The organism is Ruegeria sp. N11, from assembly GCF_056531525.1.
In genome coordinates, this window is sequence record NZ_JBQFLX010000001.1 from 233,911 (window position 1) to 254,092 (window position 20,182).

Annotated in this window: 19 protein-coding genes; 8 read left to right on the plus strand and 11 right to left on the minus strand. The window is 59.7% G+C overall.

Annotation, left to right across the window (positions count from 1 at the left end; translation table 11 throughout):
* Positions 1–46: 46 nt before the first annotated feature.
* From betC to ACR0J8_RS01220, 4 genes are all read right to left on the minus strand, one after another.
* Positions 47–1,555 carry a choline-sulfatase gene (gene betC / locus ACR0J8_RS01205; RefSeq protein ID WP_480525687.1) on the minus strand — a complete coding sequence of 503 codons (1,509 nt, stop codon included), beginning with the start codon at positions 1,553–1,555 and terminating at the stop codon, positions 47–49.
* Entirely contained in the window at positions 1,552–2,124 is a 573-nt protein-coding gene (gene betI / locus ACR0J8_RS01210; protein ID WP_480888740.1) for a choline-binding transcriptional repressor BetI, read from the minus strand. Before betI ends, betC begins: the two co-directional genes overlap by 4 nt.
* Positions 2,125–2,210: 86 nt before the next feature.
* Entirely contained in the window at positions 2,211–3,119 is a 909-nt protein-coding gene (locus ACR0J8_RS01215; RefSeq protein WP_170682002.1) for a DMT family transporter, read from the minus strand.
* Between the two features lie 40 nt (positions 3,120–3,159).
* Complete coding sequence (locus ACR0J8_RS01220; RefSeq protein ID WP_480525683.1) at positions 3,160–3,759, minus strand: LysE/ArgO family amino acid transporter; 600 nt, start codon at positions 3,757–3,759, stop codon at positions 3,160–3,162.
* A gap of 85 nt (positions 3,760–3,844) precedes the next feature.
* On the opposite strand from ACR0J8_RS01220, the gene ACR0J8_RS01225 reads away from it, so the two are divergent.
* Together ACR0J8_RS01225 and ACR0J8_RS01230 are read left to right on the plus strand one after the other, a co-directional pair.
* A complete protein-coding gene (locus tag ACR0J8_RS01225; RefSeq protein WP_480525681.1) occupies positions 3,845–4,729 on the plus strand; it encodes a LysR family transcriptional regulator ArgP in 885 nt (294 codons plus the stop codon).
* Between the two features lie 37 nt (positions 4,730–4,766).
* Positions 4,767–5,456 (plus strand): nitroreductase family protein, encoded by a 690-nt coding sequence (locus ACR0J8_RS01230; RefSeq protein ID WP_480525679.1) that lies wholly within the window; start codon positions 4,767–4,769, stop codon positions 5,454–5,456.
* Between the two features lie 72 nt (positions 5,457–5,528).
* Here ACR0J8_RS01230 and ACR0J8_RS01235 read toward each other — a convergent pair whose 3' ends face one another.
* Entirely contained in the window at positions 5,529–6,269 is a 741-nt protein-coding gene (locus ACR0J8_RS01235) for a YebC/PmpR family DNA-binding transcriptional regulator (RefSeq protein WP_170609910.1), read from the minus strand.
* A gap of 110 nt (positions 6,270–6,379) precedes the next feature.
* Between ACR0J8_RS01235 and ACR0J8_RS01240 the strand changes: the two genes are divergently transcribed.
* The 4 genes from ACR0J8_RS01240 to ACR0J8_RS01255 all read left to right on the plus strand — a co-directional run bounded on the left by ACR0J8_RS01240 (position 6,380) and on the right by ACR0J8_RS01255 (position 11,506).
* Positions 6,380–8,152 carry an SLC13 family permease gene (locus tag ACR0J8_RS01240; protein ID WP_480525677.1) on the plus strand — a complete coding sequence of 591 codons (1,773 nt, stop codon included), beginning with the start codon at positions 6,380–6,382 and terminating at the stop codon, positions 8,150–8,152.
* 16 nt (positions 8,153–8,168) lie between these two features.
* Entirely contained in the window at positions 8,169–8,903 is a 735-nt protein-coding gene (locus ACR0J8_RS01245) for a glutamine amidotransferase (RefSeq protein ID WP_480525675.1), read from the plus strand.
* Positions 8,904–8,975: 72 nt separating this feature from the next.
* On the plus strand, positions 8,976–9,833 hold the full coding sequence (locus ACR0J8_RS01250) for a bile acid:sodium symporter family protein (RefSeq protein ID WP_480888743.1): 858 nt from the start codon (positions 8,976–8,978) through the stop codon (positions 9,831–9,833).
* A gap of 11 nt (positions 9,834–9,844) precedes the next feature.
* A complete protein-coding gene (locus ACR0J8_RS01255; protein WP_480525671.1) occupies positions 9,845–11,506 on the plus strand; it encodes an FAD-binding dehydrogenase in 1,662 nt (553 codons plus the stop codon).
* A gap of 4 nt (positions 11,507–11,510) precedes the next feature.
* Here the strand turns inward: ACR0J8_RS01255 and ACR0J8_RS01260 are convergent, their stop codons facing one another.
* From ACR0J8_RS01260 to ACR0J8_RS01270, 3 genes are all read right to left on the minus strand, one after another.
* A complete protein-coding gene (locus ACR0J8_RS01260) occupies positions 11,511–12,257 on the minus strand; it encodes a YbaY family lipoprotein (RefSeq protein ID WP_480888745.1) in 747 nt (248 codons plus the stop codon).
* A 97-nt stretch (positions 12,258–12,354) separates the two neighbouring features.
* Positions 12,355–14,133, minus strand: coding sequence for an SLC13 family permease (locus ACR0J8_RS01265; RefSeq protein ID WP_170609899.1), 1,779 nt, complete (start codon positions 14,131–14,133; stop codon positions 12,355–12,357).
* 82 nt (positions 14,134–14,215) lie between these two features.
* A complete protein-coding gene (locus ACR0J8_RS01270; RefSeq protein WP_480525669.1) occupies positions 14,216–15,037 on the minus strand; it encodes a TIGR00282 family metallophosphoesterase in 822 nt (273 codons plus the stop codon).
* A gap of 88 nt (positions 15,038–15,125) precedes the next feature.
* On the opposite strand from ACR0J8_RS01270, the gene ACR0J8_RS01275 reads away from it, so the two are divergent.
* On the plus strand, positions 15,126–15,359 hold the full coding sequence (locus ACR0J8_RS01275) for a putative hemolysin (RefSeq protein ID WP_480525667.1): 234 nt from the start codon (positions 15,126–15,128) through the stop codon (positions 15,357–15,359).
* Between the two features lie 3 nt (positions 15,360–15,362).
* Here ACR0J8_RS01275 and ACR0J8_RS01280 read toward each other — a convergent pair whose 3' ends face one another.
* Together ACR0J8_RS01280 and mgtE are read right to left on the minus strand one after the other, a co-directional pair.
* A complete protein-coding gene (locus ACR0J8_RS01280) occupies positions 15,363–15,935 on the minus strand; it encodes a 5-formyltetrahydrofolate cyclo-ligase (protein WP_480525665.1) in 573 nt (190 codons plus the stop codon).
* Entirely contained in the window at positions 15,932–17,326 is a 1,395-nt protein-coding gene (gene mgtE, locus ACR0J8_RS01285; protein ID WP_480525663.1) for a magnesium transporter, read from the minus strand. The genes ACR0J8_RS01280 and mgtE overlap by 4 nt, the downstream gene beginning before the upstream one ends.
* 138 nt (positions 17,327–17,464) lie before the next feature.
* Between mgtE and guaD the strand changes: the two genes are divergently transcribed.
* Complete coding sequence (gene guaD, locus ACR0J8_RS01290; protein ID WP_480888747.1) at positions 17,465–18,754, plus strand: guanine deaminase; 1,290 nt, start codon at positions 17,465–17,467, stop codon at positions 18,752–18,754.
* Between the two features lie 65 nt (positions 18,755–18,819).
* Here the strand turns inward: guaD and ACR0J8_RS01295 are convergent, their stop codons facing one another.
* Positions 18,820–20,154 carry an 8-oxoguanine deaminase gene (locus ACR0J8_RS01295; protein WP_480888748.1) on the minus strand — a complete coding sequence of 445 codons (1,335 nt, stop codon included), beginning with the start codon at positions 20,152–20,154 and terminating at the stop codon, positions 18,820–18,822.
* Positions 20,155–20,182: the final 28 nt, after the last annotated feature.

Here is a 20,182-nt window from a genome sequence, read left to right on the forward strand (position 1 = left end):
AAACCTAATTGCCTCCGGCGGGAGTATTTTCAAAAAGATGAAGAGGTTATTCGCCGCGCGGGAAGCGGGCGTTTTCCTCGACGATATTCAGATCCATGTGATTGCGCATGTAACGCTCCGATGCTTTTTGCAGCGGCTGGTAATCCCACGGATAATATCCCCCCTGCCGCAACGCCTCGTACACGACCCAGCGGCGCGCCTGACTGGCCCGCACGTCTGCGTCGAAACGATCCAGATCCCAGCGCGCCTCGGATTTCGCGCGCAGGGTTTGCAGTGTGCCAGCGTGTTCGGGGTTCAAGGCAAGGTTGGTCAGTTCGTGCGGATCGGCCTCAAGGTCGAACAGTTGATCCGGGTCCAGTGTGCAGCGGTTGTATTTCCACTTGCCGTAGCGCAATGAGACAAGCGGCGCATAAGACGCTTCGGCCGCGTATTCCATGGCCACGGGCGCGGTGCGCTCGCCGCCCTGAGCCAAGGGAACAAGGTTCTCGCCGTCGGTCCATGGCGCGATCTCGTCCATGTCGACGCCAGCCAGAGCGCCCAGCGTCGGTGTCACGTCGATGGTCGATACCGCGGCGTCGATACGCGCTGTTGGAAGATCAGAGGCCGAGATCATCAGCGGCACCCGTGCCGAGCCTTCGTAGAAGTTCATTTTGAACCACAGGCCCCGCTCGCCCAGCATGTCGCCGTGGTCTGAGACGAACATGATGATCGCCTCCTGCCGCGTCGTTTCCAGCACCTCGATGATCTCGCCGATCTTGTCGTCAAGATAGGTGATGTTGGCGAAATAGGCGCGCCGGGATTTGCGGATGTCTTCTTCGGTGATGTCGAAACTGCGCCAGTCATTGGCATCGAAGATCCGTTTTGCGTGCGGATCCTGATTGTCGTAACCGATATCGGCGATCTCGGGCAGAAGATGCTCGCAATCCTCGTAGAGATCCCAATACTTGCGCCGGGCAACATAGGGGTCGTGCGGGTGGGTGAAGCTGACGGTCACGCACCAGGGGCGGTCGTCTTTGCCGCGCGCCAGATCGTAAAGCTTGGCCTTGGCGTTGTAGGCAACCTCATCATCATATTCCATCTGGTTCGATATTTCGGCCACGCCCGCGCCTGTCACCGAACCCATGTTGTGATACCACCAGTCAATTCGCTCGCCGGGTTTTCGGTAGTCCGGTGTCCAGCCGAAATCGGCCGGGTAAATGTCAGTGGTCAGGCGATCCTCGAACCCATGCATCTGGTCGGGACCAACGAAGTGCATCTTGCCGGACAGGCAGGTGTAATAGCCCGCGCGTCGAAGGTGATGCGCATAGGTGGGAATATCGCTACGGAACTCGGCCGCGTTATCGTAAACACCGGTGCGCGAAGGCAACTGGCCGGACATGAAACTGGCCCGACCGGGCGCACAAAGGGGCGACGCGGTATAGGCATTTGCAAAACGGGTAGAACGCGCGGCCAGTTTCTTCAGGTTGGGCGCATGCAGCCAGTCTGCGGGACCATCGGGAAAGAGGGTTCCGTTCAGCTGATCCACCATCAGGATCAGAATGTTCGGCTTTGTCATTTTTCAGCCTCGAGCAAAGTGTTGAGGACACGCATTGCGTGTTTAACGGCCAGTTGCGGCTCTTCCGGTGCGCTCAGCGCCGCGCGGATATACAGCCCATCGATCAGGGCAATCATGTTCTCGGCAGCTTCAACCGGGTCACTCATCAGCGGTCGCAAACTGTCGATCAGGTTGGATCTGATCCGCGACTGGTAGATTTGCCAAAGACGCAACGCATCGTCATTGGTTTGCGCCAGAACGTAAAAGGTCATCCAGGCAGCGATCACATCAGGTGTGAAACACGAGGGTGCAAAGCATGCCCGGATAATGGCCTGCGGTCTTCCCCCTGCTTCCGCGCCGTTCAGTTGCTCGCGGGCTTCGGCACCAAAATCGGAAAGAATGCGGCGCATGGCAGCCAGAAAGATCTGATCCTTGCCGCCGAAATAGTGATGCGCCAACGCGCTGGACATGCCCGCCCGTTTGGCGATCTGGCTGACGGTCACGTCGAGGGATTTTTTCAGACCAAGCTCGGCAATCGTCGCGCGTACGATTGCATCCCGACGGATCGGTTCCATTCCGAGTTTTGGCATGCCTACCTCTCAGCAGCTGGGTTTACCAAACGCTAAGGGGGTTTTATTGACTCGTCAATCAATAACGTTCAGGCCGAGCGACCACTTCAGTATTTCGGGCCGACTCCCGGCGGCGTTACGGCACTGCGGTTCAGGACCGCTTCGCGCCATGAGATGAAACTGACGGCGGCGAGGATCAGCGTTCCGCCAGCAACCACCCAGACATCAACCCGTTCATGAAATACCAGTGCGCCCATCAAAGTTGCCCAGATCAGTTGCAGGAACGTGACCGGCTGGGTTACCGCAACAGGTGCCGCCTGCAGGGCCAGCGTCATGAAGTAATGACCGGCTGTCGCAAAACAGGCGATCAGAAACAATACACCCAAATCGTGGAGGCTGGGCGGGGTCCAGACGGCATAGGCAAACGGGATCAGGGCGATTGTAACCCAGATTGACAGGTGCGCGACCACGACCGAAGGCGGAATATCCCGGACCAGAAGCTTGGCCAACAGGTAAGACCCGCCAAGGGTCAGCGCCGTTCCCAACATGGCGACATGGCCTGGCGAAACCTCTCGAAACCCGGGGCGCAGAATGATCAGAACCCCGATCAGGGCAACCAAAATTGCGGCAATCCTGCGAAAGGCCAGCTTTTCCCCCAGAAACAGCGCGGCGCCCAGCGTGACGTAAATCGGTGTCATGTAGTTCATTGCCGTCACTTCGGCCAAGGGGATCTGGGTCATGGCAAAAAACCACAGCATGACCGCCACGGCGTGGATAATCCCCCGCAGCCCGAACAACGTCAGGTCTCTTTTGGTCAGATGCGTTGCCATGATCGTTCGCAAGGCAGGCAGCAGAAACACCAAACCAAGCGCATACCTCAGAAAGGCCGCCTGTATTGGATCCATGGACGAGCCAAGGGTCTTCACCAGGGCCGTCATCATGACAAAGGACAGCCCGGCGGAGAACATCCAGAACATACCTGCGATCGGGCGGATGGATACTGCTGCTGTTGTCATGTCAGTGGTTGAACACCGAAACCGGCGGCGGGACAACCCTTCACATCGCAACAAGTTTCAGCGCAATGGCCAACATGATGATCCCGATCACCACATCAAGAATTTGCCATGCCCGGGGGCGGGTGAAAATGGGCGACAAGATCCGCGCGCCATATCCCAGTGAAAAGAAGAAAACAAAGCTGGAAAGCATGGCTCCGACCGCAAATCCCAGTCGGTCGTCATACTGCGCCGATATCGACCCGATCAGAACAACCGTATCCAGATAGACATGCGGGTTGAGCCATGTGAAGGCCAGAACGGCCAGCAAAGCCGCCCGCAGGCTGGTACGGTGTCCATTTCCCACCTCCATCACCGCGCCGCCACGCCAGGCCGACAGCAGGCTGCGCAGGCCGTACCATGTCAGGAAGGTGGCTCCACCATACCGCATTACCGGCTCGAACCAGGGCGCGGCCTGCGCCAGCGAGCCAAACCCGGCGACACCGGCGGCGATCAGTAGGGCGTCCGAGACGGCGCAGGTCAGACAAAGGGTGAAGACATGTTCGCGACGCAAACCCTGCCGCAGGACAAAGGCGTTTTGGGCGCCAATGGCCAGGATCAGGCTAAAGCCCAAGGCAAAACCGGCGATCAGAGATGTGGACATGAAACCTCCTGCGTTCCGACCGTTGACTAAAACCAACAAGGCGATCTATCAAATTAAAGATGTTGAGCCAGATTAAGCGCAGCTAATGCTGCTGGACCCCAACCACCTGTCCGCCTTGTCGGCAATTCTGCGTCACGGCAGTTTCGAAGCGGCTGCTTCCGAGCTGGCCGTTACGCCCTCGGCCATTTCACAACGGATCAAAGCGCTGGAAGACCGCGTCGGTGCCGCTTTGATCAACCGCGGCACGCCCTGCTCGGGTACGCCTGCAGGTATTCGCATCGCCCGGCACGCCGAGGACATCAGCCTTCTTGAGGCGCAGTTGTCCCGCGAACTGACCCTTCAACAGGGTCCGGAACCAGCAAGAGTACGCATCGCCATACCGGCGGACACTCTTGCGACATGGTTCATTGATGCGATGGCGCAGACGCGGGGTATTTTGTTTGATCTGGTCGTGGATGATCAGGACCATTCGGCAGAATGGCTCAGGCGCGGCGAGGTCAGTGCGGCGATCACCGTGGGCGGACAGCCCGTGACCGGATGCGATACCACACCGCTAGGCGTCCTGCGCTATCTGCCGACAGCCAGTCCCGCTTTCATGGCGAAGTGGTTTCCGAATGGTGTCGACGCGACGTCACTGGCGCGGGCCACGTGTCTGACGTTCAACAGAAAGGACAATTTGCAGAAGATGTGGATTGCCCACCAATTCAGCGGTCGGATTTCACCGCCGTCGCATTATCTGCCGTCCTCGCACGGGTTTGTCGACGCAGCCCTGGCCGGATTGGGTTGGGGCATGAACCCTGAGACGCTGGTCCGTCCGGCGATTGCCGCAGGGCGCTTGCAGGAAGTCATTCCAGACACGCCTTTGGACATCCCGCTCAGCTGGCAGGTGGGCCGTGTACTGGCGCCAGCCTTGAAACCCTTAACCAAAGCGGTCAGACAAGCCGCCGCCCAGTGGTTGATCCCGGAATAACCACGTCGAACAAAGATTAAATACCCCGAGGAATACTATGTTTTCACGTGATAAACTCAACTACACTCCATTACCGCTGCCGGACCGCAGCGATATGACAGACGCTGAGATGGCAACGGCAGCCGAAAGCTTTTATGACGTCATGCGCAAGCGTCACACGGTCCGCGACTATTGCGACCGAACGGTTCCGCGCGCGGTGATTGAAAGTTGCATCCGCACTGCGGGAACGGCCCCGTCCGGCGCCAACCATCAGCCATGGCATTTCGTGGCCGTATCTGATCCGGGGCTCAAACAGCGCATCCGGGAGGAGGCCGAGGAGGAGGAACGCCGGTTTTATGCAGGTGGTGCTGGTGATGAGTGGATCAAGGCGCTGGAGCCGATCGGGACAAACGATGTCAAGGAACACCTGACCGTCGCCCCCTGGCTGATTGTCGTCTTCGCCCAGCGTTGGGGGCAGTTCGATGACGGTACACGGTACAAGAATTACTACGTCCCAGAAAGCGTCAACATCGCCACCGGGTTTCTGCTGGCGGCGCTACACCACGCCGGGCTCAGCACTTTAACACACACCCCTAACCCCATGCGTTTTCTCAATGATGCACTGAACCGACCTGCTTCCGAAAAACCAACAATGATCATCGCAGTGGGCCATCCCGCTGCAGACGCGACTGTCCCGTCCGTTGCAAAACTAAAGAAACCGCTGGAAGACATCTCGTCATTCTTCTGACAACTCGTCAGACCGAGGGCACAAAAAAACCCGGCCTGACAGGCCGGGTTTTTCAATCAGTCATACGACGCCTTACAGTTGCGCCATAACCTCGTCCGAGGCCTCGAAATTGGTGGTGACGCGTTGCACGTCATCGTCATCTTCCAGCGCATCAACCAGTTTCATCAGCTTTTGCATGTCCTCAAGGCCCAACTCGGTCGTTGTTGTGGGCTTCCAGACCAGCTTGGTCGACTCGGTCTCACCCAGCGCGGCCTCAAGCGCGTTGGACACGTCGTTCAGATCGGTATCCGCGCACCAGATGATGTGCCCGTCGTCCGAGCTTTCGACGTCTTCGGCACCCGCCTCGATGGCCGCTTCAAAGATGGTGTCCGCGTCGCCTGCCGAGGCCGGGTAGACCACTTCGCCCTTGCGGTCGAACATGAAGCCGACCGACCCGGTCTCTCCCAGATTTCCACCGTTCTTCGAAAAGGTCGACCGGACGGTCGATGCGGTCCGGTTGCGGTTGTCGGTCATCGTTTCAACGATGACGGCCACGCCATTCGGGCCGTAGCCCTCGTACCGGATTTCTTCGTAATCGTCGCCCTCGCCCGCCTGCGATTTCTTGATGGCGCGGTCGATCACATCCTTGGGAACCGAGTTCGACTTGGCCTCTTTCACCGCCAGACGCAGGCGCGGGTTCTTGTCGGGGTCGGGATCGCCCATCTTGGCGGCAACGGTGATTTCTTTCGACAGCTTGGAAAACAGTTTGGACCGCGCGGCGTCCTGACGCCCCTTGCGGTGCTGGATGTTGGCCCATTTGGAATGGCCTGCCATGTTGCGTCCTCGTGATAGTGATTGCGTATTCGGCGCTCATATAGACGGTTGCAGGGTGTGGGATCAAGAGAGCGGCTTGTCCAACCCGTCAGCGTGGGTATGGTGGCCCCATGACGACTGACCAGATCATTCTATTCGCACTTTTCATAACCGTATTTGCACTGCTTCTGTGGGGCAGGTTCCGATACGATCTGGTCGCGTTCTCGGCGCTTCTGATCGGTGTTGTGCTGGGCGTTGTGCCCGTTGACAATGCCTTTTCAGGCTTCGGCCATCCGGCCACGATCATCGTTGCGCTGGTCCTGGTGGTCTCTGCCGGTTTGGTGCGGTCTGGCGCGGTGTTCCTGATCACCCGCACCCTGGTCGATGCTTCGCGCGGACTTGGCGCCCATATCGCGCTGATGGGCGGAATCGGGGCCGTGCTGTCGGCCTTTATGAACAACGTCGCGGCGCTGGCGCTGCTGATGCCGGTGGACATTCAGACCGCCCGCAAGGCGGGCCGATCGGTCGGTCTGAGCCTGATGCCGCTAAGTTTTGCAACCATTCTGGGCGGCATGGCCACGCTGATCGGCACCCCGCCCAACATCATCATTGCATCGATCCGGGCTGAAACACTGGGCGAGCCGTTCCACATGTTCGATTTCGCCCCCGTTGGCGGGTTGGCCGCGATTGCCGGGCTGGCCTTTGTTGCGCTGATCGGATGGAGGCTGATCCCGGACCGGGGGCCGCAAACGGAAACCTCCGAAGCGTTGGCCGAGTACATCGCCGAACTCACTGTTCCGCCCGAGTCCCCTCATATTGGCAAACGGGTCAGTGAGCTTTACGAGGTGGCGGAAAAATCGGACGTCGCCATCATCGGGCTGATCCGGGATGGCAAACGCCGTTATGGCCGATCCACCCATGCCACGCTGCACGAGGGCGACGCGCTGGTCCTTGAGGCGCGACCCGAGGCGTTGGATGAGTTCCGCACGGCGCTCAACCTGGATTTCTCGGACACGCGGCGACAGGAGTTGCTGACCGCCGAAGGCGACGGGTTGGAAGTGATCGAAGTCGTCGCCCCCGAAAGCGCCCGCATCACGGGCCGCACGGCGCAAGGGCTGGGCCTTGCCTGGCGGCAGAGCACCGTACTGATGGGCATTTCGCGTCAGGGCCGCAACATCACCGAACAGGTCCGGAAGACCCAGGTTGAAGCGGGTGACATCCTGCTGCTGCTTTGCCCTCGGGATCGGGGGGCGGACGTTACTGAATGGCTCGGCTGTCTACCGCTGGCCACGCGCGGGCTGAATGTCACGGCAAACGACAAAGCGTGGCTTGCCATCGGACTTTTCGCCGCCGCCGTACTGGCTGCCAGCGTCGGTCTGATCTACCTGCCGATTGCTCTGGGACTGGTCGTCGTCGCCTATGTTTTGACCAAGATCATGCCGATTGCCGATATCTACAACCATATTGAATGGCCGGTCGTTGTCCTGCTGGGTTCCATGATCCCGTTGGGCAGTGCGTTGGAATCTTCAGGCGGCACCGAATTGATCGCAAACGCGCTGATACAACTGACGGACGGTCTGCCCGCCTGGGCCATTCTGACCGTGCTGATGATCGTCACGATGACCCTTTCGGATGTTCTGAACAACACGGCAACTGCCATCGTTGCGGCCCCTGTCGGCATCCAGATGGCCCGAACGCTTGAAGTGTCGCCCGATCCATTCCTGATGACAGTCGCAGTTGCCGCCTCGGCTGCGTTCCTGACGCCCATCGGGCACAAGAACAACACACTGGTTCTTGGGCCGGGCGGATATCGTTTCGGCGACTATTGGCGCATGGGCCTGCCGCTGGAGATCCTGATTATCGCGGTTTCGGTTCCGGCCATACTTGTGTTCTGGCCGCTTTGACGGGTAAGGGCAGCACATGAAACGCTTTTTGATCCTGCAACTGCGCCCTGAAACTGATGCATCGGACGCCGAGTACGCCTCGATTCTCGACAAAACCGGGCTTCACGCAGACCAGACCCATCGCATCCGGCTGGATTGCGAGACTTTGCCCGAGGGGCTTAGTGTTTCGGACTACGCGGGCATTATCGTGGGGGGAGGTCCTGGCTGCGTCAGTGACGATCCGGCTTCGAAATCGCCGCTGGATGCTCGTATCGAAAACACCATCATGGGATTGATGCCGCAGATCACCGCGTTGGATCATCCCTTTATGGGCTGCTGTTACGGGTTGGGCATTCTGGCCGCACATCTGGGGGGCTACGTCAGCAAGAACCGCTTTGGCGAGCCGGTCGGCCCTTCGATCTGCCGCCTGACCGAGGCCGGCGCGGCCGACCCGCTGACCGCGGGTCTGCAATCAGAATTCGAAGCCTTTGTTGGCCACAAGGAAGCCGTCCAGAACCTGCCGGATGGTTGCGTGCATCTGGTGGCTTCGGACCCCTGCCCGTTCCAGATGATCCGATGGGGGAAGAACGTTTATGCCACGCAGTTCCACCCCGAGGCGGATGCAGGGGACTTTGAACAGCGCATCAACATCTACAAAGACCACGGTTATTTCCCGCCAGAAGACGCGCAAACTCTGATCGATCTGTGCCACGCCGCCGACGTTACCCAACCCGGCGAAATCCTGCGGCGGTTCGCTCAGCGCTATGGCTGACCCAACGACGTGGTTGCCTGATCCGTCGCCCCTCGCATAGGTTGATCCGAACAGCTTTGGGAGGAGTTGTTCTTGGATCTGCTCATCAATGTCGGCCTGCCCGTTTCGTTGGCCATCATCATGCTATCTCTTGGTATCGGACTGGAGGCGGCCGATTTCCGTCGCGTGCTAAGCCGACGGTATCCGATCGCGATCGGTGCCTTGTCTCAGATTGTTTTGCTGCCTGTCACCGCTTTTGCCGTCGTCAAGCTGTTCGCCTTGCCGCCCGCAATCGCAGTCGGGTTCATGTTGCTGAGCTTTTGTCCCGGCGGCGTGACCAGCAACATCCTGTCCCGGCTTGCCAGGGGCGATGTCGCGCTGTCCGTCAGTCTGACCGCCGTAATCAGCCTGCTGTCCATCGTGACCGTGCCCGTACTGGCCGCATGGTCAATCAGCCATTTCATGGCCGAGGATGCGCCCGAGGTGTCGATCAGCGGACTGGCCATCGCCATGTTTCTGATCACCACGCTGCCCGTGGCCATTGGTGTCGGCCTGCGCCATTTTGCAACCGGGTTTGCCGATCGGGTCGAACCTGCGCTGGCCAAAACCGCTACTATCCTATTCATCCTGATCGTCATCGCCGCCCTGGCCGGAAACTGGCAGTTGTTCATCGACAACCTCGGCATCATGGGTGCGGGGCTGGTCACACTGAACCTGGCGATGCTGCTGATCGGACTGGGACTGGCGCGCGCAGCCAATCTGTCGTGGAATGAAAGCAAGACGATTTCCATCGAAACCGGCATTCAGAACTCGACACTGGGTATCACGCTGGCGGCCTTGATCACTGGAACAGAAAGCGGGTTCAGCCCGCTGGCCCTTCCCTCGGCCGTTTATGGCATCACAATGTATTTCGTGGCTCTTCCGTTTCTCGTTTGGTTCCGCAACCGCTGAAAGGACATTTCATGACCAACAATACTGCAGATGCAATTGTCGTTGGCGGCGGTCTTGCCGGTCTGGCAGCGGCGGCGGAACTTGGCGACCGCGGCAAGAAAGTGATCATCGTTGATCAGGAACCTGAACACTTTCTGGGCGGCCAGGCGTTCTGGAGCCTTGGCGGATTGTTCATGGTCGACACGCCCGAGCAACGCCGCATGGGCATCCGCGACAGTCAGGATCTTGCCCTGCGGGATTGGATGGGCAGTGCGCAGTTCGACCGCGACGATGACCTCTGGCCCCGCAAATGGGCCGAAGCCTATGTCGAGTTTGCCGCTGGCGAGATGCGCCCGTGGTTGCATCAGATGGGCCTGCGCTGGTTTCCGGTGGTGGGCTGGGCCGAACGCGGCGGATCTTTCGCGGATGGACATGGAAATTCGGTCCCGCGCTTTCACATTACATGGGGCACCGGACCGGGCGTGCTGGAACACTTCATCCGCCGGGTGCATGAACATGTCAGCGCCGGGTTGATCCGGTTGGAATTCCGCCATCAGGTCAGCCACATCATCATGCAAAACGGCGCGGCCAAAGGCGTTTCGGGCGAAGTTCTGGCCGACGACGACGCCCAGCGCGGTGGTAAGACCAACCGCGACGAGGTTGGCGAGTTCGAGTTCTATGCGCCATCAATCATCGTCACGTCCGGCGGCATTGGCGGCAACTTCGAAATGGTGCACAAAAGCTGGCCGCGCGAGCGTCTGGGCGCTCCGCCGCAGGACATGGTTGCGGGCGTTCCCTTTCACGTCGATGGCCGGATGATCCCGATCAGCGAAAAGGCAGGCGGGCATGTCATCAACGGCGACCGGATGTGGCACTACACCGAGGGCGTGCGGAACTGGGATCCGATCTGGCCAGCCCACGGAATCCGCATTCTGCCCGGCCCCAGCTCGATGTGGTTCGATGCCAAGGGCAACCGGATGAAACCGCCCTGCCTGCCGGGTTTCGACACGCTGGGCACGCTGCGCGAAATCCTGAAAACGGGATACGAATACAGCTGGTTTGTCCTGACACAGAAAGTGATCAAGAAGGAATTCGCCCTGTCGGGGTCCGAGCAGAACCCGGACTTCACCTTGGGCAGTTGGAAAGAGGTGATCCGTCAACGTGTCCTATCCGGCTCAAAAGCCACCGGGCCGGTCGAGGCGTTCAAGGAAAAGGGCGAGGATTTCGTCGTTGCTAACACCCTGACCGAACTGGTGCGGGGCATGAACCATCTGGGCGATGACCTGATTGACGAAGCCCACTTGCGAGCCCAGATCGAAGCGCGGGATTCGCAGGTCGACAACCCGTTCTCGAAAGATGCACAGATGATGGCCATCCTGGCGGCGCGCAACTATCGCGGCGACCGGCTGATCCGCACGGCCAAGCCGCACAAGTTCCTTGATCCTTCAAACGGGCCACTGATCGCCGTCAAACTGCATGTTCTGACACGCAAGACGCTGGGCGGTCTGCAAACCAATCTGGACAGCCAGATGATCGGCGCAGACGGGCAGACCGTGCCCGGCCTTTTCGCCGCCGGCGAGGTCGCGGGATTTGGCGGCGGCGGCTATCACGGATACAATGCGCTGGAAGGCACGTTTCTGGGTGGCTGCATTTTCTCAGGCCGCAACGCAGGACGGTCCCGGGCCGTGGCCTGACGATTTACTTTGCGCGGTTTAGCTGCACGACCGGTTCGCCGGCACTGTTCAGAAAATTCAGCGTGTCGCCTTTGAACGCATAGGTGGTCACGTCCTGCAGTGCCTGGAAGAACTCCCGCTCGACCTCATCCTGTGGCGGTGGGCAAGCCCGCAGTGTGGCCGCCATGTTGTCAGGAAAAGCGATATCGGTGCCGGCTATCTCTGCCTGACCGGAAAAGCGATTGCATCCGCCGCTGCCAGAAAAACTGCCATCTTCAGCAAATGTTATTTCGGGGAATTTGTCCGTTTCCAGCACCGCACCGTTCAGACCCATCGCCACCCAGGTCGACCCTTGCAAAGCTTCCGCGCCCTGTGGGCGGGCCTGCACCAGCAAAAGGTCTGCGGTGTTACCAGCGTCTCCGGTCAACACTGGATATGCGGTATCGGTGGTGAACAACAACTTGTCGCCCAGAAAAATCGATCCCCGGACGACATAGCGCATTTCATCACGGATCAGCGCGTCATCGTAAGCCAGTTCATATGTCGCCGGTACACCATCAAGGGCAAAACGCTGAGAGGCGAGCGTAAGCGCCGGGGCATCCGCACGCGAAACATCCTGCAATTGCACATAGAAGGTCGCATCGGGCGGAACCGCTATCCGTTCGCGATATGTGGCGGTTCCGGTCAGAGTTCCGGCGGAACTCTGGCTGCCAAGCAGGGTCAAAAATACTGCGCAGGCGACGATGGCCTGCCCGATCCTGGGAAAAGGCATTGTTCTGTCCTTGCTTTGATACTCTAAGCAGAAAAGATTGTGCCCGGATCGGCATTTACAAGAGCAGCCCGCCAAATTCGGCGGTTCCACGCCGGTCCTACAATGGCCAGATCAGCGGGATCAGAAGCGAAGCCAGCAAACCAACTGTCAGGTTCAGCGGAACGCCTACCTTCAGGAAGTCGGTAAACCGATACCCGCCGGGGCCATAGACCATCATATTGGTCTGATACCCGATCGGGGTCGCAAAAGACGCAGATGCCGCCACCATGACCGCCACCACCAACGGGCGCGGATCGATGCCGACCGCCTGCGCCAGTCCAATGGCGATAGGCGTCACCACAACTGCCACCGCATTGTTCGAGACCAGCTCGGTCAGAACGGATGTCAGCAGATAGACTGCCCAGATAATCAGGAACGGCGGAAGGGCACTCAGGCCCGGCGCGATCGCCTCGACAATCAGGGACACGGCGCCGGATTTGTCCAGGGCCGCTCCGATTGCCAGCATCGAAAAGATCAGGGCCAGCAGCCGGCCTTCGATAAAGGAAAACGCCTCATCCGCGTCGATGCATCGGGTGATCAGAACGACGGCAACCGCAAGGATCGACAACAGCAATATCGGTGCCACACCAAGGGCCGCCAGAGCGACGATGCCCACCAGAGCGCCGATGGCAATTGGTGCGTGACTGCGCCGGAACGCCCGCGCCGAAGGTTGGGAAACATCGACCATGTCCATATCCGCCGCCAATCTCTGAATGTCCGCGGGCGCGCCCTCCAGCAGCAGAGTGTCGCCCACGCGCACGATCAGATCATCCAGCTGACGTCCGATATTCTGGTTCCGGCGGTGCACGGCCAGCACGTAAACGCCATAACGGCGGCGCAGGCGCAGCGCACCAAGGGTTCGGCCAACCATGCGGCAGCCCGGTGTGATCAGAACCTCGACCGTCTTGGTTTCGACAGCGGAAACCTGATCGACCCGCTTGAGTTCCTTGTTGCGCTGAAGGCTGAGCAACTCGGTCATCTCGGTCCGCAGAACAACGCGATCCCCGACTTTCAGGTTAACGTCCTTCAGATTTCGCCGCAGCGACTCGTCCCCCCGGATCACGTCGATCAGGCGCACTCCGGGGCGTTTGAACAGTTGCACGCCCATCACTTCGCGGTCGATCAGGTTGCTGTCAGGCGGCACCACCGCTTCGGTGAAGAACTTCATCTTCGAACGGTCGCTCAGCATCGTGGCCATACTGTCGCGTGCAGGCAGCAGGCGCGGCGCGATGAAGCGCAGGTAGATCATGCCGTAAATCACCAGAGCGATCCCCAACGGGGTCACTTCGAAGATGGTAAAGGGGGTCATTCCCTGCGCCCGGGCAACGCCGTCGACCAAAAGATTGGTCGAGGTGCCGATCAGCGTCAAGGTTCCGCCCAGAATGGCAGCATAGCTGAGCGGAATCAGCAACTTCGAGGCGGGCATGTTTAGCGTTCGTGCGATCTGTACGAACACCGGGATCATCACAACAACCACCGGTGTGTTGGACACGACGGCCGAGGCCAGAATGACGAACCCCATCAACAGGCCAATTGCTATTCGTGGATTGACCTGCGCCTGTTTCTGCGCCGTCGATGTAAAGGCGTCCAACGCCCCTGTCCGGACCAGAGCGCCCATGATGATAAACATCGCGGCGATGGTCCACGGGGCCGGGTTGGACAAGACCGCAAGCGCGCTTTGGTAGGGCAGAATGCCGGTTACCAGCATCAGTGCGACCCCACCGATGGCAACGACCTCGGTCGGATAGATTTCGCGCAGAAACATGACGAACATGCCCGCGACAATCGCAAGCGCCAGTATCGCGCTGCCGGTGTCTGTCAATTGAAGGAATTGCATTCGTGGTATTCTGTCCGAACCCTAACCCGGCCTGAGCGCCTGACATGCAGTTTCACGCATTGCTCGGGGTTGAGCAAGCCTGTCATGCACCCGGCGGGCCTGCTTGTTGCAGCCGGCCGCCCACCCGCACCATGTGAATCGACTTGGCCTGACCGTCGCGATCATCGGTTTCGACAAAAACTCCGCTTAGAGTGGCTTCGCCATTCGCAGGTGTGAACCGGGCCTTGGGCATTCCGGTGATAAACCGCCTCATCGGCTCCTGCTTGTCCATGCCGATGACCGAATCGTAGTCTCCGCACATCCCGGCATCCGTCAGATAAGCCGTGCCGCCCGGCAATATCTGCGCATCTGCCGTCGGCACATGCGTGTGCGTGCCGACCACAAGGCTGGCGCGCCTGTCGCAATAGTGACCCATGGCCATTTTCTCGGACGTTGCCTCGCAATGCATGTCGACAATGATGGCCTGCGCCTGCCCGCCACGGGGATGCGACTTGAGGATCGGCTCGATAGCCGAGAACGGATCGTCAAAGGGCCGCTTCATGAACACCTGCCCCAACACCTGCACAACCAGCACCTTGCGTCCACCCTGCGCGTTGAACAGACGATGCCCCCGACCGGGCGCACCCTTGGCGAAATTCACCGGTCGCACGATGCGCGATTCTTTCTCGATGAATTGCAGCATGTCTTTCTGGTCGAACGCATGATCGCCCAGTGTCAGGCAATCGGCCCCCGCATCCAGCAACAGCTTTGCGTGATCACCCGTAAGCCCCATCCCGTTCGAGGCGTTTTCACCGTTGACCACAACAAAATCCAGCCGCCATTCGTCGCGCAGACGCGGCAGATGCTGTTGTATGGCCGCGCGTCCCGTACGGCCCATGACGTCACCCAGAAAAAGTATCCTCATTCAACCGTCCTAAGTGTGGCATCAGGCAAGCACAAGCGGTTAAACTGTCTGCACAATCCGTCAATATACCCAACACAGGAGAATTTGTATGTTCCGCATCTTTGTGGCGATTGTTGGTCTGGCCTCGCTGGCAGCATGTGATCAGCCTTCTTCCGGCGAGTCTTCCACTCAGCTGGCCAACCCGGCCGCGACCTTTTGCGTGGAAAGCGGCGCACGGTATGAGATCCGGGACGGTGCCGACGGCCAGTCCGGCTTCTGCATTCTGGAAGACGGGCGCGAAGTCGACGCCTGGGAATATTTCCGCGAAAACAACCCGGCCTGACGATCAATCGGAAAAGGTCAGAACACGGCTTTCAGTGATCACCATATCCAGCGGCTGATCTGTCGGTTCCAGAGGCAACCCCTCGGCCTGCTGCGCATCAAATGCAAACCCGATGGCCAACGTCGGGCGTTTGGCGCGCAGCCCCTCCAGCGTGCGATCATAGAACCCGCCGCCATAGCCCAGCCTGCCGCCCTGCGCGTCAAAGGCAACCAATGGCACGATCAGGATCTCGGGGTCGAAATAATCGTCGACCTCGGGCACTTTGGCGCCAAACGGCCCATCTTTCAAAACACCATCGGGGGTCCAACGGGAAAACCTCAGTGGTTGCCCCGCGGCCTGAATCAACGGAACGCCGACTGGCCCGTAGGCCGACGCCTCGGCCATTGCCGCCAGCGGGTCGATCTCGGTGCGGATCGGCATGTAGCCCGACAGCGGCACCCCGCGATACCCGGCCAGAACCTCTGACAATCGCCCTGCCGCGCCGGGCATGCGCGTGTCAAACGCCGCCTTGCGGCGGGCGAAAGCGGCCTTTCGGGCGGCGGCCTTGATTTCTGTCAGATCGGTCGTTTCGGTCACAATAGCACCACGCTGGCAAGCCCCAGAAAGATGAAGAACCCCATGACATCCGTGGTTGTCGTCACAAAGGTTCCAGATGCCAGCGCCGGGTCAACACCCATACGGTCCAGCAAGACCGGTACTACCGTACCTGCAAAGCCCGCGATGATCATGTTCACGACCAGCGCGGACCCGATCACGACACCCAATAGCGGCGAATCGAACCACAACATGCCAACCGTGCCCAGAACGACGGCAAAACACAGACCGTTGAGCATCCCAACCAGCAACTCCCGCCGGATCACGCGCCTTACGTTCGAACCCGTCAGGTCGCGCGTTGCCAGTGCACGCACGGCAACCGTCAGCGACTGAGTGCCCGCATTGCCGCCCATCGATGCAACGATCGGCATCAGAATCGCCAGCGCTACCAGTTGGTCGATGGCCGCTTCGAACTGCGAAATCACCAGCGAGGCACAGATGGCGGTACACAGGTTCACCGCCAGCCACGGCAGTCGGCGCCTGCTGGTCGCAGCCACGCTGTCGGACAGTGAGCTTTCGTCGCTGACCCCGGCCAGACGCAGGATGTCTTCCTCGTGTTCTTCGTCCAGAACAACCATCGCATCGTCGATGGTGATTACACCCACCAGCCGCCCATCGTCATCCATGACCGGAGCCGAGATCAGGTGGTACTGGTTGAAGGCATAGGCCACATCCTCTTCGTCCTGATCGACGGGGATGGTATAGAATTCCTCTTCTGCGATGTCGCGCAGCGGAACTTCGCGCCGGGTTGCCATCAGTTTTCCCAGGGCGACCTGCGCCACCGGTTTCAGGCGGGGATCGATAAGAATGACGTGATAGAATTGCTCGGGCAGGTCGTCATTGGCGCGCATGAAATCAATGGCCTGACCCACTGTCCAATGCTCGGGCGCCATGACCACTTCGCGCTGCATGAGGCGACCGGCGGAATTTTCCGGGTAAGACAGCGCCTGCAGGGCCGCGATCCGCTCGGCATGCTCCAGCGCGCCCAGAATGGCTTCCTGCTGAGGTTCCTCAAGGTCTTCCAGCAGGTCGACGACATCGTCGCTTTCCATATCGCGGACAGCATCGGCCAGAACATCCGGGCGCAGAACGCCAATCACCTCTTCCCGAACCACTTCATCCAGTTCGGAAAGAATGTCGCCGTCAAACTCCTTGTCATACAAACGGATCAGCCGGGCACGATCGAACGGATTGACCTGCTCCAGAAGGTCGGCGATGTCAGCCGCGTGCAGCGGCTCCATTAATTCGACGAGTTTGTCGCGATCTTCTACATCGACAGCATAAAGGATGGCTGCCACAGTCCGGCGGTCCAGCGCGTAGACATCTTCGTCCTCGGCGGACTCGGTTACGGGTTCATCAAAGCCTGTTGTCATATGCTGCCCCCGCGAATTTCCATTTGCCCCTAATTAGAAGAAGCAGCTACCGGAAAACAATGACAATGCGCCAATTTACCGGCATCTTCCGCGCGCTTATGGTGTTTCGCGGTCTCAGCCGGGCGGAGGAAAGCGGAAATGGCGCAAAAAACACTGTTGAAGGGACGTGTCCTGAGCTTTTCGGGCTCACCTTTCGAAGGTGAACCGACAGATGCCGTCACCATCAGCGAGGCGGTCGTCATCGATGACGGCCATATCGCGGCCGTAGGTGACACCCGGAGCCTGACAGAAGCGCATCCGGATGCCGCAATCGTCGATCACGGACAGCACCTGATCATGGCAGGGTTCGTTGACGCGCATGTGCACTATCCGCAGACAGCCATGATTGCCAGCTGGGGCAAGCGGCTGATCGATTGGCTGAACTCCTATACATTCCCCGAAGAGATGAAGTTTGGTGAAATCACCTATGCCAGCGAGATCGCCAACCGGTATCTGGACCTGACGGCTGCGCATGGGACAACAACGATGTGCAGTTTCTGCACCATCCACCCGGAAAGCGTCGACGCCTTTTTCACTGCAGCGCAGCAGCGTGGACAGCGGGTCGTGGCCGGCAAGACCTGTATGGACCGCAATGCACCCGAGGGTCTGCGCGACACGGCACAGACGGCCTATGATCAGTCCGAAGCACTGCTGGAGAAGTGGCACGGCATCGACCGGCTGTCCTATGCCATTACGCCCCGTTTTTCACCAACTTCGACCCCGGAACAGCTTGAAGCCATGGGGGCATTGTGGGCCGAGCACCCACATTGCCTGATGCAGACGCACCTGAGCGAACAGACAGATGAGATCGAATGGGTCCGGTCGCTGTTTCCCGACGCGCGCGATTACCTGGACACCTACGAAAAGTTTGGTCTGCTGGCCAGCCATGGCCTGTACGGTCACGCCATTCATCTTGAGCCACGGGAACGCGACCGGTTGCGCGAACTGGATGCGGCCCTGATTCACTGCCCGACCTCGAACACTTTCATAGGCTCGGGCCTGTTCGACATGGCCGGGCTGATGAAGGACGGTCACCGGGTCGGGCTGGCGACAGATACCGGCGGAGGATCGAGTTTCTCGATGTTGCGGACAATGGCCGCAGCTTACGAGATCGGCCAGTTGCGCGGATCGCCGTTGCATGCGGCACAATTGTTGTGGCTGGCCACCGTCGGATCGGCCCGGTCGCTGCGAATGGACAATTGCATCGGCAATATTGCCCCGAGGATGGAGGCGGATCTGGTGGTTCTCGACCTGGCCTCGACCCCGGCCATTGCCCAGCGCGAAGCCTGCGCAGAAGACCTTTGGGAAGCCGTTTTCCCAACCATCATGATGGGGGATGACCGGGCCATTGCCGAGGTCCGGATTGCCGGCAAACCAGTCACGGTTTGAAGGAATACGCCTGACGGCGCATTCCTCCGGCAACGGAATTTCTGAACAGACGACGAGATCGACGCTTATCCGGCAAGAGCCCGCGCAAGTTCATTCTGGCGTTCGATCACGCGGGGCATGTCCAGCGTAACTATATGCCCATCCCGCACGATTTGTCTGCCTTCGACGAACAGATGTTTGACCCGAACCGGCCCCGCAAGCAGCAAGGCGGCCGGATCCCAGCTTCCCGCGCTTTCGATGCCGGATACATCCCAGATCGCAATATCGGCGCGTTTGCCGGGCATAAGCCGCCCGCAATCGGCGCGATTGAGCACGTCTGCACCGCCACGGGTGGCAATCTCGAGCGCTTCGCGGGCCGACATGGCATCCGCGCCATTCGCGACCCGCTGCAACAGCATCGCCTGCCGGGCCTCGGCCACCAGATTGCCGCCGTCATTGCTGGCCGACCCGTCAACGCCCAACGCAACCGGAACGCCCGCGTCGCGCATTGCGCGGACCGGCGCGATGCCTGACCCCAACCGGCAGTTTGAGCATGGGCAATGCGCAACACCGGTGCGGGTTCGGGCAAACAGGTCAATTTCGGCTCGGTCCAGTTTGACGCAATGGGCGTGCCAGACGTCCGAACCAGTCCACCCCAACTCCTGCGCATACTGGCCCGGGCGGCATCCGAATTGTGACTGGGAATATGCAATGTCTTCGTCATTTTCGGCCAGATGCGTGTGCAGCATCACGCGCTTGTCCCGTGCCAGCACCGCCGTGTCGCGCATCAGTTCACGACTGACCGAGAATGGTGAGCACGGGGCCAGACCGACGCGGCACATCGACCCTTCGGATGGATCGTGGGATTTGTCCACAACCCGGATCATGTCAGACAGAATATCCTGCTCTGCCTCGACCAACATGTCCGGCGGCAGGCCACCATCGCTCTCACCGATACTCATCGCACCGCGTGTCGGATGAAAGCGCAGGCCCAGTTCGGCGGCGGCGGCGATGGTGTCGTCCAGTCGCGCGCCATTGGGATAAAGATACAGATGATCGGAACTGAGCGTGCATCCCGAAAGCGCCAGTTCGGCCAATCCGATCTGAGCAGAAACGAACATCTCTTCCGGGCCAAAGCGGGACCATATCGGGTAGAGTGTTTGCAGCCAGCCAAACAACAGCGCATCCTGACCTCCGGGAACCGCCCGGGTCAGAGTTTGGTAAAGGTGGTGGTGCGTATTCACCAGGCCGGGGGTCACGACGCAGCCCATAGCGTCGTGCACGTCACCGGTTGTGGTAAGCCCCTGCCCCAATTCAGCAATAACGCCGTCCCGGATCAGGATGTCCGCGCCATTCAGTTCCTGCCGATCGTCATTCATCGTCAGAATGAAATCGGCATTCTTTATTAGAGTATCAGTCAATTTGTGCCCTCCTGCATCAGTCCGTCTC

What these genes read in the sequence shown, in the direction of transcription:
- betI (WP_480888740.1), bottom strand. Translation starts at nt 2,124, where the DNA reads ATGCCAAAACTCGGAATGGAACCGATCCGTCGGGATGCAATCGTACGC.
- ACR0J8_RS01275 (WP_480525667.1), top strand. Translation starts at nt 15,126, where the DNA reads ATGTTCCGCATCTTTGTGGCGATTGTTGGTCTGGCCTCGCTGGCAGCA.
- ACR0J8_RS01215 (WP_170682002.1), bottom strand. Translation starts at nt 3,119, where the DNA reads ATGACAACAGCAGCAGTATCCATCCGCCCGATCGCAGGTATGTTCTGG.
- ACR0J8_RS01245 (WP_480525675.1), top strand. Translation starts at nt 8,169, where the DNA reads ATGAAACGCTTTTTGATCCTGCAACTGCGCCCTGAAACTGATGCATCG.
- ACR0J8_RS01235 (WP_170609910.1), bottom strand. Translation starts at nt 6,269, where the DNA reads ATGGCAGGCCATTCCAAATGGGCCAACATCCAGCACCGCAAGGGGCGT.
- ACR0J8_RS01220 (WP_480525683.1), bottom strand. Translation starts at nt 3,759, where the DNA reads ATGTCCACATCTCTGATCGCCGGTTTTGCCTTGGGCTTTAGCCTGATC.
- ACR0J8_RS01240 (WP_480525677.1), top strand. Translation starts at nt 6,380, where the DNA reads ATGACGACTGACCAGATCATTCTATTCGCACTTTTCATAACCGTATTT.
- ACR0J8_RS01270 (WP_480525669.1), bottom strand. Translation starts at nt 15,037, where the DNA reads ATGAGGATACTTTTTCTGGGTGACGTCATGGGCCGTACGGGACGCGCG.
- guaD (WP_480888747.1), top strand. Translation starts at nt 17,465, where the DNA reads ATGGCGCAAAAAACACTGTTGAAGGGACGTGTCCTGAGCTTTTCGGGC.
- ACR0J8_RS01230 (WP_480525679.1), top strand. Translation starts at nt 4,767, where the DNA reads ATGTTTTCACGTGATAAACTCAACTACACTCCATTACCGCTGCCGGAC.
- ACR0J8_RS01260 (WP_480888745.1), bottom strand. Translation starts at nt 12,257, where the DNA reads ATGCCTTTTCCCAGGATCGGGCAGGCCATCGTCGCCTGCGCAGTATTT.
- ACR0J8_RS01255 (WP_480525671.1), top strand. Translation starts at nt 9,845, where the DNA reads ATGACCAACAATACTGCAGATGCAATTGTCGTTGGCGGCGGTCTTGCC.
- betC (WP_480525687.1), bottom strand. Translation starts at nt 1,555, where the DNA reads ATGACAAAGCCGAACATTCTGATCCTGATGGTGGATCAGCTGAACGGA.
- ACR0J8_RS01225 (WP_480525681.1), top strand. Translation starts at nt 3,845, where the DNA reads ATGCTGCTGGACCCCAACCACCTGTCCGCCTTGTCGGCAATTCTGCGT.
- ACR0J8_RS01265 (WP_170609899.1), bottom strand. Translation starts at nt 14,133, where the DNA reads ATGCAATTCCTTCAATTGACAGACACCGGCAGCGCGATACTGGCGCTT.
- mgtE (WP_480525663.1), bottom strand. Translation starts at nt 17,326, where the DNA reads ATGACAACAGGCTTTGATGAACCCGTAACCGAGTCCGCCGAGGACGAA.